Origin of the sequence: Pseudomonas sp. NPDC077649, assembly GCF_044542855.1 — a bacterium.
In the GTDB taxonomy this organism is placed as follows: domain Bacteria; phylum Pseudomonadota; class Gammaproteobacteria; order Pseudomonadales; family Pseudomonadaceae; genus Aquipseudomonas.
The window spans coordinates 134590-148130 of record NZ_JBITVF010000005.1; the positions used below are offsets into that span (position 1 = coordinate 134590).

Here is a 13541-nt window from a genome sequence, read left to right on the forward strand (position 1 = left end):
TTACTCGGGGTTCCTTGTCAGGAGGGTTATTCGTCGCCGGCATAAGGGTCGGGATGACCCAGTTCGGCGAGCAATTGTCGTTCCAGTTGTTCCATTTCGAGGGCTTCGTCTTCCTCGATATGGTCGTAGCCCAGCAGGTGCAGGCAGCCGTGGATCACCAGGTGGGCCCAGTGCGCCTCCAGCGTCTTGCCTTGCTCGGCGGCCTCGCGCTCGAGCACCGGCACGCAGATCACCAGGTCGCCCAGCAGCGGGATATCGAGAATCCCGTCAGGAATCTCGGCGGGGAAGGACAGCACGTTGGTGGCGTAGTCCTTGTGCCGCCAGGTGCGGTTCAGCTCGCGGCCTTCGGCTTCGTCGACCAGACGGATGGTCAGTTCGGAGTCGGCGCTGCGCTGGCGCAGGGCCAGTTCACACCAGTGACGCAGCTGGGCTTCGTCGGGGTGCTGGCCGTCACTGGCCAGTTGCAGGTCCAGTTCAAGCATCGCCGTCCTCGATCTTGCCGTGCAGGCGGTTGTCGTGGCGCTCGTAGGCCTCGACTATGCGTTGCACCAGGGGGTGGCGCACCACGTCCTTGGGCTTGAAGTGGGTGAAGCTGATGCCCGGCACGTCGCGCAGCACGTCGATCACGTGGGTCAGGCCGCTCTTGGTGCCGCGCGGCAGGTCGACCTGGGTGATATCGCCGGTGATCACTGCGGTGGAACCGAAACCGATGCGGGTGAGGAACATCTTCATCTGCTCGACCGTGGTGTTCTGGCTCTCGTCGAGGATGATGAAGCTGTTGTTCAGGGTGCGGCCGCGCATATAGGCCAGCGGCGCGACCTCGATCACCTGCTTCTCGATCAGCTTGGCCACGTGTTCGAAGCCGAGCATCTCGTAGAGCGCGTCGTACAGCGGGCGCAGGTAGGGGTCGATCTTCTGCGCCAGGTCGCCGGGCAGGAAGCCGAGCTTCTCGCCGGCTTCCACCGCCGGGCGCACCAGCAGGATGCGTCGCACCTGCTCGCGTTCGAGGGCGTCCACCGCGCAGGCCACGGCCAAATAGGTCTTGCCGGTGCCGGCCGGGCCGATGCCGAAGTTGATGTCGTGGTCGAGGATGGCCTTGACGTAGCGCTGCTGGTTGGCGCCGCGCGGCTTGATCACCCCCTTGCGCGTGCGCAGGCTGACCTGCGGCGCGCTGCTGGGGTTGACCAGTTCCTCGACGCCGGACTCCTGCAGGTACAGGTGCACCAGGTCGGGCGACAGTTCGTTGGCCTTGGTCTCACGGTACAGGCGGCGCAGCAGTTGCTCGGCAGCCTGGGCCTTGTCGCTGCTGCCGAGCAGCTCGAACTGGTTGCCGCGGTTGCGGATCTCCAGGCCGAGGCGTTCTTCGATCAGGCGCAGGTGTTCGTCGAACTGGCCGCAGAGATTGGCGAAACGGCGTGCCTCGAAGGGTTCGAGGACGAAACGATGGGGTTCTAGGGGAGCGTTCAAGGTCGTGTGATGGCCGCCAGTCGGCTGGGGTAGTGAATCGAAGCATAACGCCGGCCGCCCAAGACGCAAAGCGCGGGCGGCTACGGCTTTAGTGGAGGCCCTGTCCGTCGAGCAGGGTGCCGCGCAGCGAGTGGGGCAGGGCGTCGTCGATATGCACGTCGACGAACTGGCCGATCAGCCGCGGATTGTCGCAACGGAAGTTGACGATGCGGTTCTGCTCGGTGCGGCCCTGGAGCATGCCCGGGTCCTTCTTCGAGTAGTCGCTGACCAGGATGCGCTGCACGCTGCCGACCATCCGTCGGCTATTCTCGAAGCCGTACTGGTTGATGCGGTGCTGGAGGATGGCCAGGCGCTGCTTCTTCACCTCGTCCGCGGTGTCGTCGATCAGATCGGCTGCCGGCGTGCCGGGACGCGCGCTGTAGATGAAGGAGAAGGAGAAGTCGAAGCCGACGTCGTCGATCAGCTTCATGGTCTGCTCGAAATCCTTTTCGGTCTCGCCGGGGAAGCCGACGATGAAATCCGAGCTGATCAGGATGTCCGGCACCGCGGCGCGCAGCTTGCGGATGCGCGACTTGTATTCCAGCGCGGTGTGGTTGCGCTTCATCGCCGCGAGGATGCGGTCCGAGCCGGACTGCACCGGCAGGTGCAGGTATTTGACCAGCTGGGGGATCTCGGCGTGGGCGGCGATGATCGCGTCGGAGAACTCCAGCGGGTGGCTGGTGGTGTAGCGGATGCGCTCGATGCCGTCGAGCGCCGCCACCGCGTGCAGCAGCTCGGCGAAATCGACGATGCGCCCGTCCGGCGCCGCGCCGCGGTAGCCGTTGACGTTCTGGCCGAGCAGGGTGACTTCCTTGACCCCCTTGTCGGCGAGCTGGGTGATCTCCAGCAGCACGTCGGCCAGCGGCCGGCTGACCTCCTCGCCGCGGGTGTAGGGCACCACGCAGAAGGTGCAGTACTTGCTGCAGCCTTCCATCACCGAGACGAAGGCGCTGGGGCCGTCGACGCGCGGCTCGGGCAGGCGGTCGAATTTCTCGATTTCGGGGAAGCTGATGTCCACCTGCGCGGTCTTGGTCTCGCGCGCAGCGTCGATCATTTCCGGCAGGCGGTGCAGGGTTTGCGGGCCGAACACCACGTCGACGTAGGGCGCGCGGTCGCGGATCGCCGCACCTTCCTGGCTGGCCACGCAGCCGCCGACGCCGATCACCAGATCCGGGTTGGCCAACTTCAGCTCGCGCCAGCGACCGAGCTGGGAGAACACCTTGTCCTGAGCTTTTTCGCGGATCGAGCAGGTATTGAGCAGGATGACGTCGGCTTCTTCGGGTTTTTCCGTGACCTCCAGGGCCTGATGCTCGCCCAGCAGGTCGACCATGCGCGAGCTGTCGTACTCGTTCATCTGGCAACCGTGGGTTTCGATATAGAGCTTCTTGGTCATGGCACTGTCTGGGCTGGTTAAAAAATGACCGCGTATTATAGGGGAGCGGCGGGCATCAGGCTACAAGAGCTGCCGCAAGCCTCAAGCATTGCATGGCCCAGATTTCATCCAGGCTAGCCTTGTGCGCTGTGCTATTCTGCTTGCCCCCGTTTTTCCTGACTTCGAGTCTTCATGAGCAAGCGCGACCCCATCTACAAGGTGATCTTCCTCAACCAGGGCCAGGTGTACGAGATGTACGCCAAGCAGATCTTCCAGAGCGATCTGTGGGGCTTCCTGGAGGTGGAGGAGTTCGTCTTCGGCGAGCGTACCCAGGTGGTGGTCGACCCCAGCGAGGAGAAGCTCAAGGCCCAGTTCGACGGCGTGGTGCGCAGCTTCGTGCCGATGCACGCGATCATCCGCATCGACGAGGTGGAGCGCCTGGGCACGCCGAAGATCAGCGAAGCCAAGGGCGGCGGCAACGTCATGCCGTTTCCCATGTCGATGCCGGACAAGTGAGCGGCTGCGCAGAATAGTCGGAAGTAGGGTGGGCTTCAGCCCACCTCCTGCAGAGGCCACTCGGTGGGCTGAAGCCCACCCTACGGGGTCAGGGCAGCGGCGCGAAGGGCGAGCGGCCTTCGGCGGCCTGCAGCTCCAGCAGGTAGTTGCGGAAGATCTGTCCCAGCACCTGGCTGGCGATCTCCAGCTCGTCGCGGCGCATCTGCGCCGACACCAGGTCGGCGGTGTCCATGGCCTCGTCCGAACCGTTGACCGAGGCCATCTTCAGCACGATATAGGCTTGCACGTTGTTCGCCGGCACCCCTTCGCCGCGAAAGAACATGGTGCCCAGGCGCAGCTGTGCCTCGGCATGCCCCTGCAGCGAGGCGCGTTCGAACCAGGTCAGCGCCTGCTTGAGGTCGCGCGGGGCGCGTTTGCCGTCGTAGTGGTATTCGCCGAGCTCGAAGGCCGCCTGGACGTTGCCGCCGCGGGCCATTTCCTGACAGCTCGCCAGTGCTTCGGGCAGGTCTTCGGGGGCGCCGTTGAGGGCGCAGCTGCCGGTTGCGGGGATCAACAGGGAGTTGCCGCCGGCGTGTGCGAACAGCGGGAGGAAAAGCAACAGGCAGCCCAGGGTCAGGGTGCGGCCGGTGCGGTTCATCTGGATAACGGGACCTCGGCGGTTCGGGGTGGGTGACATGCCCGGCCGGCGCAAAGCGTGCCGGCCGTCGCATTATGAAATAAACCGCGCGCTTCTTACAAAACCTTTACCCGGTCGATTGCCGTGCGCTGCCCGGCAGGCTCAGCAGCAGCCAGGCCAGCAGCGGATAGGCCGGGGTCAGCAGGCCGTGGAACAGGTCGACGCGGCGCAGCGGGCCGATAAAACCCTCGGTGCCCAGCGCCAGGCCGGCCAGCAGAAACAGTCCGACCACTGCCGCGGCAGCGGCCGGCGGCGCGCGCCGCGGCCACTGGAGGACGCCGGCGTAGAGAATCAGCGCCAGGGTGGCCAGGTTCAGCGCCAGGCGGTAGTCCTCCAGGTAGCCGAGCTGGCGGAACAGCTCGAAGAAGGCGCACAGCCCCAGCACGATGCGTCCCCAGTTCGGCCGGCTCCAGGCCCAGCCGCGGCCCAGCGCCAGGGCGGCGGCGCCGAGCAGGGGCAGGGCGAGAAAGCTGCTGGCCTGGGAGAGCCACAGGTGCGCGCCCTGCCAGCCGGGGTCGAAGCCGTAGCGCAGCATGCCGACGCCTGCCGCCGCGGCCGGCAGCAGGAAACCCAGCAGGGCGCAGAACAGCGCCGGCTGATCGGCCTCGCCATAGTGCTTGCGGGCCTTGCCGATGACCAGCGCGCAGGCCAGGCAGGCCAGCGCGAGCACGCCGTCGGAGAGCGCGGTGCTGTACTGCATCAGGCTTTTTTCAGTTCGGCAAAGGCGCGCTCGGCGGCGTCCAGGGTCAGTTGCAGTTCGGCCTCGCCGTGGGCGATGGAGGTGAAGCCGGCCTCATAGGCGCTGGGCGCCAGGTACACGCCGCCGTCCAGCATCAGGTGGAAGAAGCGCTTGAAGCGTTCGACGTCGCTGGCCATCACGTCGGCGAAGGTGACGATGTCGTCGGCGCCGCTGAAGTACAGGCCGAACATGGCGCCGGCCTGGGTGGTGACGAAGGGGATGCCGGCGGCATCGGCGCGCTGCTGCAGGCCGTCGAGCATACGTGTGGTGTAGTCGGAGAGTTCGCTGTGGAAGCCCGGGCGGCTGATCAGCTTGAGGGTGGTCAGGCCGGCGGCCATGGCCAGCGGGTTACCCGACAGGGTGCCGGCCTGGTAGACCGGGCCGAGCGGGGCGACGCACTCCATGATCGCGCGCTTGCCGCCGAAGCAGCCCACCGGCATGCCGCCGCCGATGATCTTGCCGAAGGTGGTCAGGTCCGGGGTGACGCCGTAGTGCGCCTGGGCTCCGCCGAGGGCGACGCGAAAACCCGTCATCACCTCGTCGAAGATCAGCACCACGCCGTGCTGGTCGCACAGCGCGCGCAGGCCTTCGAGGAAACCCGGCGCCGGCGGCACGCAGTTCATGTTGCCGGCCACCGGCTCGACGATGATGCACGCGACTTCCTGGCCGACCTGCGCCAGGCACTCGGCCACGGCGTCGATGTCGTTGAACGGCAGGGTCAGGGTGTGCTTGGCGAAGGCCGCCGGCACGCCGGCGGAGTTCGGTACGCCCTGGGTCAGGGCGCCGGAACCGGCCTTGACCAGCAGGCTGTCGGAGTGGCCGTGGTAGCAGCCTTCGAACTTGATGATGCTGTCGCGGCCGGTGTAGCCACGGGCCAGGCGGATGGCGCTCATGGTCGCCTCGGTGCCGGAGCTGACCATGCGCACCATCTCCATCGACGGCACCAGCGAGCAGACCAGCTCGGCCATCTCGGTTTCCAGCGCGGTCGGCGCGCCGTAGGACAGGCCGTGCTGCAGCTGGCGACGCACCGAGTCGAGCACCTCCGGGTGGCTGTGGCCGAGGATCATCGGGCCCCAGGAGCCGACGTAGTCGACGTAGCGCTTGTCGTCTTCGTCCACCACATAGGCGCCTTCGGCGTGCTTGAAGAACAGCGGGGTGCCGCCGACGCTCTTGAAGGCGCGCACCGGCGAGTTGACGCCGCCGGGGATGTGTTTCTGCGCGTTGGTGAACAAAATTTCGGAACGGGACATGGCAGGTCTCTCTACAAACGAATCAGTCGAACAGCGCGGCGAAGGCGCGGGCGCGGTCTTCCACCTCGGTGGCGCAGTCCGCGGCGAACAGGGCGTGGATCACCGCGACCAGGCTGGCGCCGCGGGCGATCAGGCCGGGGGCGTTGTCCAGGGTCACACCGCCGATGGCGACGATGGGCTGGGCAAAGCGCGCGCGCGCTTCGTCCAGCAGCTCCAGGGTGGCGGCCGGGGCGCCGGGCTTGGTGTTGGAGTTGAAGAAGCGGCCGAAGGCGATGTAGCTGGCGCCCTCGCGGGTGGCGCGCTCGGCCAGCTCCAGCTGGGCATGGCAGGTGCCGCCGATCACGGCATCGGCACCGAGGCGGACGCGGGCCGTGGCCAGCGAACCGTCGCTCTGGCCCAGGTGCAAGCCGACGTTCAGGCGTGCGGCCAGCTCCAGGTCGTCGTTGATGATCAGCGTGGCGCCGTGGCGGGCGCAGAGTTCGGCCAGGGCCTGGGCTTCGTCGAAACGGCGCGCGGCATCGGCGGACTTGTCGCGGTACTGCAGCAGACGCGCGCCGCCGCGCAGCGCGGACTCGGCGTAGGGCAGCAGCTTGCCGCCGGCCAGCAGCGGGGTGTCGGTGATGGCGTAGAGGCCGCGCAGCGCCGCCGTCATTGGGCGAAGTCCAGCGGCAGGCGGCGCGGGATGTACTGACCGCGACCGGGCTGTTCGGCGTCGCGCAGGGTGCGCCAGGTGTAGTCGAGGGCGCTCTTCACCGCGCTGACCAGCTCCTCGCCCAGCGCCAGGCGGCCGGCCAGGGTGCTGGCCAGGGTGCAGCCGGAGCCGTGGTAGCTGCCGGGCAGGCGCGGGCAGGTGAAGTCGTGGCGACTGCCGTCGCGGCAATACAGGCGGTTGTGCACCTCGCGCTCGTCGCCGTGGCCGCCGGTGATCAGCAGGTATTCGATATGGGGCAGCAGCTTCTCGGCGCATTCATCGGCCGTGCCGTCCGGCAGTTCGGCAAGGATGCGCGCTTCCGGCAGGTTCGGCGTGGCGATGGTCGATACGGCGAACAGCCGTTCGCGCATGGCGTAGCCGACTTCGTCCTTGCCCAGGGCGCCGCCGCCGCCGGCGCGCAGCACCGGATCACAGACCAGCGGCACGCCGGGCAGCTGGCTCATCAGCTCGAGCACGGTGTCGACCATCTCCGTCGAGCCGAGCATGCCCAGCTTGACGGCGGCCACCGGCAGGTCGGCGATCACTGTACGGGCCTGGGCCAGCACCCAGTCGCGGTCGAGCACGCGGAAGTCGGCGACGTCGACCGTGTCCTGCACGGTCAGCGCGGTTACCGTCGGGGCGGCGTGGCAGCCCTGGGCCAGCAGGGCTTCGATATCGGCTTGCAGGCCGGCACCACCACTGGGGTCGTGGCCGGACAGGCAGAGCACTACGGGGCGGGAATGGGTCATGTTCATGGCCGCCGAGCTTACCACCAAATCGCTCGGGCGAGACCGCCCGGTCGCCTGCGGCGCGGTGCCGCGCGATGGAAAAACTGTCGGCTGGATCAGGCTTCTGCGCCTTCCGAGCGGCGGTGCCTGTGCTAGAGTGCCGCGCTATCGACAACTCTGCCCAGGGCGGCGTGCGAGCGGTGAGCGGGCGGCTCCCGGTGCGCCGTAGCGGGTTCTGGCCGGGCCGCATGCGCTACCTTCTGTTCTGTCTCTTTATATGGATGCCTGGCCTGGCCAGCGCCCTGGTGTTCGACGAGCACAGCCGCAGCCTGCCGCTGGGTCAGGCCATGCACGTGTTCGAGGACGTGCGCGGCGATGCCAGCATCGACGACATCGCCTCGCCGGCGCTGCAGGACAGCTTCCGCCGGCACGACAAGCCGGTGCTCAACGCCGGCTATTCGCGCTCGGTGTTCTGGCTGCGCCTGGACCTGGAATACCGCCCGCAGCAGGCGACCGGCGCGCGCAACTGGCTGCTGGAACTGGCCTACCCGCCGCTGGATCACCTGGAACTCTACCTGCCCGACGCCGACGGCGGCTTCGTCCTGGCGCAGCGCACCGGCGACGCCTTGCCCTTCGTCAGCCGGCAGATCAAGCAGAACAACTACCTGTTCGAGCTCAACCTGGCGCCGGGCCAGCCGCAGCGCCTCTACCTACGCCTGGAGAGCCAGGGCTCGATCCAGGCGCCGCTGACCCTGTGGGCGCCCAACGCCTACCTGGAAGAGCAGCCCGGGCGCATCTACGTGCTCGGCATCATCTACGGCGTGCTGCTAGTGATGCTGGTGTACAACCTGTTCATCTTCCTCAGCGTGCGCGACACCAGCTACCTCTACTACATCCTCTATATCGCCTCGTTCGGCCTCTACCAGGTGTCGGTCAACGGCGCCGGCATCGAGTACTTCTGGCCCGACAACCCCTGGTGGGCCAACGCCGCCACGCCCTTTTTGATCGGCTCGGCGGCGCTGTTCGGCTGCCAGTTCGCCCGCAGCTTCCTGCACACCGGCGAACACAGCCCCTGGATCGACCGCCTGCTGCTGCTGCTGATGGCCTGCGGCGCCGCGGTGATGATCCTGGCGCTGAGCGTCAGCTACGCCACCGCGCTGCGCCTGGCCACCTACCTGGCGCTGCTGTTCACCGTGGCGATCTTCAGTGCCGGGGTGCTGGCCTGGCTGCGCGGCATGCGCGTGGCACGCTACTTCATCATCGCCTGGAGCGCTTTCCTGATCGGCGGGGCGATCAACACCCTGATGGTGCTCGGCTACCTGCCCAACGTGTTTCTCACCATGTACGCCAGCCAGATCGGCTCGGCGCTGGAAGTGGGTCTGCTGTCGCTGGCGCTGGCCGACCGCATCAACGCGATGAAGGAGGAGCGCGCGCGCATCCTCCAGGAGGCCGGGCGCAAGCTGGAGGCGCTGAACCAGGAGCTGGCCAACAGCAACCGCTTCAAGGACGAGTTCCTCGCCACCGTCACCCACGAGCTGCGTACGCCGATGAACGGGGTGATCGGCTCGCTGGAACTGATGCAGACGGTCAGCCTGGACGTCGAGCTGGCCCAGTACCAGCGCACCGCCGCCAGCTCGGCGCGCGACATGATGCGCATGGTCAACGACATCCTCGCCCTCACCGAGCTGCAGGCCGGCAAGCTCTACCCGCGGCGCGAGCCGTTCAGCCTGCGCGGCCTGTTCGACGGCCTGCGCGCGCAGTACGCGCCGCGGGCGCAGGACAAGGGGCTGCGCTTCGACCTGGAACTGGACGACAGCCTGCCCGATATCCTCGAAGGCGATGCTGCCAAGCTGGCCCAGGCCTTGGGCTATCTGCTGGACAATGCCATCAAGTTCACCAGCGGGGGGGGCGTGACCCTGCAGGTCGGCCGCGCCGGCAACGGCGGCGACTGCCTGCCGCTGAGCGTGCAGGTCAGCGACACCGGCATCGGTTTCGAGCCGGACGACGGCCTGCTCTACCGGCGCTTCCAGCAGCTCGACGGCTCGATGACCCGCAAGTACGGCGGCCTCGGCATCGGCCTGGCGATCTGCCGGCAACTGGTCGACTTGCTCGGCGGCAGCCTCGGCCACGAGTCGCAGCCGGGGCAGGGCAGCCGCTTTCGCCTCGACGTGCCGCTGACCCTACCGCTGCAGCCGCCGGTGGCGGCCGCGCGTCCCGGTCGAGCGCCGGGCGGCGCGCTGCAGCGCCTGGCGCAGCAGTGCAGCGTGCTGATCGTCGAGGACAACGCGATCAACCAGCTGGTCACCCGCGGCATGCTGCTCAAGCTCGGCTACCGCGTGCGCACCGCCGACAACGGCGCCGAAGCCCTGGAACTGCTGCGCAGCGAGACGGTGGACGCGGTACTGCTCGACTGCCAGATGCCGGTGATGGACGGCTTCGCCACCTGCCGTGCGCTGCGTGCCCTGCCTGGCTGTGCCGAGCTGCCGGTGCTGGCGATCACCGCGCACAGCCACAGCGGCGACCGCGAACGCTGCCTGGCCGCGGGCATGAGCGACTACCTGGCCAAGCCGGTGAAGTTCGACGAGCTGCGCGTGCTGCTGCACGACTGGGTGCTGTGCCGCCCGGCGAGCCCTTCGCTGACCGCCAGCTCGTCCTGAGCCTGCTGGCGCCGCGCGCCTGCTTTCCTGCGGGCGCCTTGCATTCTGACGCCCGTTCGGCCGCAGTTTTGGCCGGAACGTCGCTTTAGCCATGGTCTGAATCCTGATTCACTGATGCCATGTGAATCGGGATTCAGACCATGGCCTACCGTCCCAGCGAAGCGCGGCTCGACCGCGATCAGGCGTTGCGTCAACGCATCCTCGTCTGTGCCCTGCAGCGGGTGGTCGATGGCGGCTTCGCTGCGTTGACCATGCAGGCGCTGGCCGAGGACGTCGGCATCGCCACCGGCAGCCTGTACCGGCATTTTCGCAGCAAGGGCGAACTGGCCGCCGAGGTGTTCGCCGACGCCAGCCAGCGCGAGGTCGATGCCCTGGCCGCCACCCTGCGCGCGCCGGGCAGCGCGCCGCAGCGCCTGCGCGCCGGCCTCGAACAGTTCGCCGCGCGCGCCTGGCACAGCCGCCGCCTGGCCTTCGCCCTGATCGCCGAGCCGGTCGACCCCGAGGTGGACGAGCAGCGCCTGCTGTACCGCGAGGCCTACGCCGAACTCTTTACCGATCTGCTCGAGGAGGGCGTGCGCCGCGGCGAATTTCGCCTCGAGCAGGTCGGCCTGGTCGCCGCCTGCCTGGTCGGCGCCATCGCCGAGGCCCTGGTCGGTCCGCTCTCTCCCCCGGCCCGCGCTGCCCGTGCGGCGGGCCACCCCGCCCTGGAGCTGGCCGACGTCAGCGCCAGCCTGGTCACCTTCTGCCTGCGCGCCGTCGGCGCCGAGGAACTGCCGCGATGAAACCCAGCCTGCATGCCGAAACCCACGAGGTGTTCAACCAGGTGCCGAGCCTGGACGGCGCCAACCTCTATCGCCTCGACCTGCCGCTGCAGGAGTGGACCCGGCGCTTCGCTGGCGGCTGGGCCGAGGACAAGCTGCACGCCTACGGCGCGCTGGCTGGCGGGGCGCTGATGCAGGCCGGTTTCCTCGCCAACGAGAACAAGCCGGTGTTCAAGAGCCATGACCGCTACGGCAACCGCATCGACCTGGTGGAATTTCATCCGGCCTACCACGAGCTGATGCGCACCGCGGTCGAGCACGGCCTGCCGTCGCTGCCCTGGACGGACCCGCGCGCCGGCGCCCATGTCGCCCGCGCCGGGCTGACCTACCTGCACAGCCAGGCCGAGGCCGCCAGCGGCTGCCCGTTGACCATGACCTTCGCCGCCGTGCCGGCCATCCGCCTGCAGCCGAACGTGGCCGAGCAGTGGTTGCCGAAGATCCTCTCCAGCCAGTACGACCCGCGCAACCTGCCGATGGAGCAGAAGAGCGGTGTCACCATCGGCATGGCCATGACCGAGAAACAGGGCGGCACCGACGTGCGCGCCAACACCACCCGCGCCTATCCGGTCGGCATCGGCGGGCCGGGGCAGGCCTACGAGCTGGTCGGGCACAAGTGGTTCTGCTCGGCGCCGATGTGCGACGCCTTCCTCACCCTGGCGCAGACCGACAAGGGCCTGTCCTGCTTCCTGCTGCCGCGCCATCGTCCGGATGGCACGCGCAACCAGTTCTACATCCAGCGCCTGAAGAACAAGCTGGGCAACTGGGCCAACGCCTCCAGCGAGGTGGAATACCGCGGCGCCTTCGCCTGGATGCTCGGCGACGAGGGGCGTGGCGTGCCGACCATCATCGAGATGGTGGCGATGACCCGTTTCGACTGCATGGTCGGCTCCAGCAGCCTGATGCGCCAGGCGCTGACCCAGGCCGCGCACCACTGCGCGCACCGCCAGGTCGGCGGCAAGCTGCTGGCCGAGCAGCCGCTGATGCAGAACGTGCTGGCCGACCTGGCGCTGGAGAGCGAGGCGGCGCTGGCGTTGTCCATGCGCATGGGCCGCGCGCTCGATCACCTGCATGACGCGCAGGAAGACAAGTTCGCCCGCCTGGTCACCGCCGTGGGCAAGTACTGGATCTGCAAACGCGCGCCGGAAATGATCTACGAGGCCAGCGAGTGCATGGGCGGCGCCGGTTACGTCGAGGAAACCATCCTGCCGCGCCTGTACCGCGAAGCGCCGGTCAACTCGATCTGGGAGGGCTCGGGCAACGTGCAGTGCCTGGACGTGCTGCGTGCCCTGTCCAAGGAACCCGGCGTGCTCGACGCGCTGTTCGCCGAGCTGGGCGACGGTCACGGCGATACCCGTCTGAAGGCGCATATCCAGCGCTTGAAGGCCGACTTTGCGGATACTGCCGATATCCAGTACCGCGCCCGCCAACTGACCGAGGACGTGGCCGTGGCGCTGCAGGCCAAGCTGCTGCTGGAAGCCGGCAACGCCACGGTGTCCGACGCCTTTATCGCCAGCCGCCTGGAAGGCCGCGGCCGGGTCTACGGCACCCTGCCACGCGGCATCGATGTCGAAGCACTGCTGGCGCGCAGCATGCCGCAGCTGGGCTGAAGGAAGGGGGGAACGCGCCGGCCATCCAGCCGGCGCATCAGAGGCAGGGGGGGTTAGTCGTCGCTCTCCAACACTTCTCGGCCATTGAGTGGCTGGATCGGCCGCGCGTTCATCGAGTACAGGTGGCGGAACTGTGCCAGTTGCGCCTGGGACAGCTCGACCGGCTGCTTCAGTACGCGCCATTGCACGTTCTCGCTGCACGGCGGGGTGGTCAGCGAGCCGGCGAAGGCATAGTAGCCCTGCTGCTGCGGCAGTAGGGTTTGCGGGGCGAAGCTGTCGGCCAGCTCGACCTTCTCGCCCGCCCTGGTCGGCATGGCATCGAACACCTGACCCAGAGCCTGATTCTGCTCGCCTTCCCTGAACAGCACTGCCACCACCGCCAGGCGGCCATCGGCGGCTTGGTGGACGAAGTGCGCGACCATCGGGAATGCCCGCCCGGCGATGTGCTCCTCGCTTGGCGTGTGGAAATGGAACTGCACCAGGCGGTAGGGCTCGCCGTCGATCTCGACGCCGCCGGCATTGGCCAGGTTCACCTGGACGGTGTGGCCGTTGTTCACTACCTCCGCTGGGCTGGCCTGGTAGTCGAACATGATGCGCGGCAGGGAGGCTCGCGTGGCATCGCGGATGTCGATCGGCGATTGGGCATGGCCAATCGCGCAGGTTTCGTAGCCTGGGGCCAGCTGGGACCAGTGTGCGGGGCCCTCCTTGCCCTGGTAGTTCCAGTGCGGTTGCTGCTCGGCAGCCATGGCGCCGGTTGCGAACAGGGCTGTCAACGCGACGATCAGGGGTTTCTTCATATGCGCTCTCGTTACCGGATGATGGATCTGCGGGCTCGCGTGATCTGCAGTCGGCGCGGGTGCAGGAACACTACGATTGCCTTGTAATAAATGGTTACACATACCCGCGCGCAACGTGACGGTTGCCGCACTGGCGGGGAAGCGAGCGCCTCCAGCACCGCATCTGCTCAGCCAGTGAGGC

12 protein-coding genes and 1 pseudogene are annotated in these 13541 nt (G+C 67.8%); 4 read left to right on the top strand and 9 right to left on the bottom strand.

The window, feature by feature from the left end:
• Window positions 1-10: 10 nt before the first annotated feature.
• The 3 genes and pseudogenes from ybeY to miaB form a co-directional block, all read right to left on the bottom strand.
• A pseudogene (gene ybeY, locus ACIGFL_RS16480) lies at window positions 11-482 on the bottom strand (rRNA maturation RNase YbeY); the annotation flags it as partial.
• Window positions 475-1467 (bottom strand): PhoH family protein, encoded by a 993-nt coding sequence (locus tag ACIGFL_RS16485; RefSeq protein ID WP_397497881.1) that lies wholly within the window; start codon window positions 1465-1467, stop codon window positions 475-477. The gene ACIGFL_RS16485 and the pseudogene ybeY, both read right to left, overlap by 8 nt.
• A gap of 88 nt (window positions 1468-1555) precedes the next feature.
• Window positions 1556-2899, bottom strand: coding sequence for a tRNA (N6-isopentenyl adenosine(37)-C2)-methylthiotransferase MiaB (gene miaB / locus ACIGFL_RS16490; RefSeq protein WP_397497882.1), 1344 nt, complete (start codon window positions 2897-2899; stop codon window positions 1556-1558).
• A gap of 171 nt (window positions 2900-3070) precedes the next feature.
• On the opposite strand from miaB, the gene ACIGFL_RS16495 reads away from it, so the two are divergent.
• Window positions 3071-3394 (top strand): DUF1820 family protein, encoded by a 324-nt coding sequence (locus ACIGFL_RS16495; RefSeq protein ID WP_397497883.1) that lies wholly within the window; start codon window positions 3071-3073, stop codon window positions 3392-3394.
• A gap of 88 nt (window positions 3395-3482) precedes the next feature.
• Here the strand turns inward: ACIGFL_RS16495 and ACIGFL_RS16500 are convergent, their stop codons facing one another.
• The 5 genes from ACIGFL_RS16500 to ACIGFL_RS16520 form a co-directional block, all read right to left on the bottom strand.
• Window positions 3483-4031 carry a tetratricopeptide repeat protein gene (locus tag ACIGFL_RS16500; protein ID WP_021443091.1) on the bottom strand — a complete coding sequence of 183 codons (549 nt, stop codon included), beginning with the start codon at window positions 4029-4031 and terminating at the stop codon, window positions 3483-3485.
• Between the two features lie 106 nt (window positions 4032-4137).
• A complete protein-coding gene (locus ACIGFL_RS16505; protein ID WP_122108969.1) occupies window positions 4138-4770 on the bottom strand; it encodes a hypothetical protein in 633 nt (210 codons plus the stop codon).
• Window positions 4770-6059 (bottom strand): glutamate-1-semialdehyde 2,1-aminomutase, encoded by a 1290-nt coding sequence (gene hemL / locus ACIGFL_RS16510; protein WP_021444991.1) that lies wholly within the window; start codon window positions 6057-6059, stop codon window positions 4770-4772. The genes ACIGFL_RS16505 and hemL overlap by 1 nt, the downstream gene beginning before the upstream one ends.
• Window positions 6060-6081: 22 nt before the next feature.
• Complete coding sequence (thiE, locus tag ACIGFL_RS16515; protein ID WP_397497884.1) at window positions 6082-6711, bottom strand: thiamine phosphate synthase; 630 nt, start codon at window positions 6709-6711, stop codon at window positions 6082-6084.
• Window positions 6708-7505 carry a bifunctional hydroxymethylpyrimidine kinase/phosphomethylpyrimidine kinase gene (locus ACIGFL_RS16520; protein ID WP_397497885.1) on the bottom strand — a complete coding sequence of 266 codons (798 nt, stop codon included), beginning with the start codon at window positions 7503-7505 and terminating at the stop codon, window positions 6708-6710. The genes thiE and ACIGFL_RS16520 overlap by 4 nt, the downstream gene beginning before the upstream one ends.
• A 221-nt stretch (window positions 7506-7726) precedes the next feature.
• On the opposite strand from ACIGFL_RS16520, the gene ACIGFL_RS16525 reads away from it, so the two are divergent.
• From ACIGFL_RS16525 to ACIGFL_RS16535, 3 genes are all read left to right on the top strand, one after another.
• On the top strand, window positions 7727-10135 hold the full coding sequence (locus tag ACIGFL_RS16525; protein WP_397497886.1) for a 7TM diverse intracellular signaling domain-containing protein: 2409 nt from the start codon (window positions 7727-7729) through the stop codon (window positions 10133-10135).
• 140 nt (window positions 10136-10275) lie between these two features.
• Window positions 10276-10917 carry a TetR/AcrR family transcriptional regulator gene (locus tag ACIGFL_RS16530; protein ID WP_122108974.1) on the top strand — a complete coding sequence of 214 codons (642 nt, stop codon included), beginning with the start codon at window positions 10276-10278 and terminating at the stop codon, window positions 10915-10917.
• Window positions 10914-12563 carry an acyl-CoA dehydrogenase family protein gene (locus ACIGFL_RS16535; protein WP_397497887.1) on the top strand — a complete coding sequence of 550 codons (1650 nt, stop codon included), beginning with the start codon at window positions 10914-10916 and terminating at the stop codon, window positions 12561-12563. Before ACIGFL_RS16530 ends, ACIGFL_RS16535 begins: the two co-directional genes overlap by 4 nt.
• A 53-nt stretch (window positions 12564-12616) precedes the next feature.
• On the opposite strand, the gene ACIGFL_RS16540 is transcribed toward ACIGFL_RS16535, so the two are convergent.
• Complete coding sequence (locus tag ACIGFL_RS16540) at window positions 12617-13360, bottom strand: carbonic anhydrase (protein ID WP_397497888.1); 744 nt, start codon at window positions 13358-13360, stop codon at window positions 12617-12619.
• Between the last annotated feature and the right edge of the window lie 181 nt (window positions 13361-13541).

Excerpts from the sequence above, each read along its gene's own strand:
- miaB (WP_397497882.1), bottom strand. The coding sequence starts at position 2,899 with ATGACCAAGAAGCTCTATATCGAAACCCACGGTTGCCAGATGAACGAG.
- ACIGFL_RS16495 (WP_397497883.1), top strand. The coding sequence starts at position 3,071 with ATGAGCAAGCGCGACCCCATCTACAAGGTGATCTTCCTCAACCAGGGC.
- ACIGFL_RS16500 (WP_021443091.1), bottom strand. The coding sequence starts at position 4,031 with ATGAACCGCACCGGCCGCACCCTGACCCTGGGCTGCCTGTTGCTTTTC.
- ACIGFL_RS16505 (WP_122108969.1), bottom strand. The coding sequence starts at position 4,770 with ATGCAGTACAGCACCGCGCTCTCCGACGGCGTGCTCGCGCTGGCCTGC.
- hemL (WP_021444991.1), bottom strand. The coding sequence starts at position 6,059 with ATGTCCCGTTCCGAAATTTTGTTCACCAACGCGCAGAAACACATCCCC.
- thiE (WP_397497884.1), bottom strand. The coding sequence starts at position 6,711 with ATGACGGCGGCGCTGCGCGGCCTCTACGCCATCACCGACACCCCGCTG.
- ACIGFL_RS16520 (WP_397497885.1), bottom strand. The coding sequence starts at position 7,505 with ATGAACATGACCCATTCCCGCCCCGTAGTGCTCTGCCTGTCCGGCCAC.
- ACIGFL_RS16525 (WP_397497886.1), top strand. The coding sequence starts at position 7,727 with ATGCGCTACCTTCTGTTCTGTCTCTTTATATGGATGCCTGGCCTGGCC.
- ACIGFL_RS16530 (WP_122108974.1), top strand. The coding sequence starts at position 10,276 with ATGGCCTACCGTCCCAGCGAAGCGCGGCTCGACCGCGATCAGGCGTTG.
- ACIGFL_RS16535 (WP_397497887.1), top strand. The coding sequence starts at position 10,914 with ATGAAACCCAGCCTGCATGCCGAAACCCACGAGGTGTTCAACCAGGTG.
- ACIGFL_RS16540 (WP_397497888.1), bottom strand. The coding sequence starts at position 13,360 with ATGAAGAAACCCCTGATCGTCGCGTTGACAGCCCTGTTCGCAACCGGC.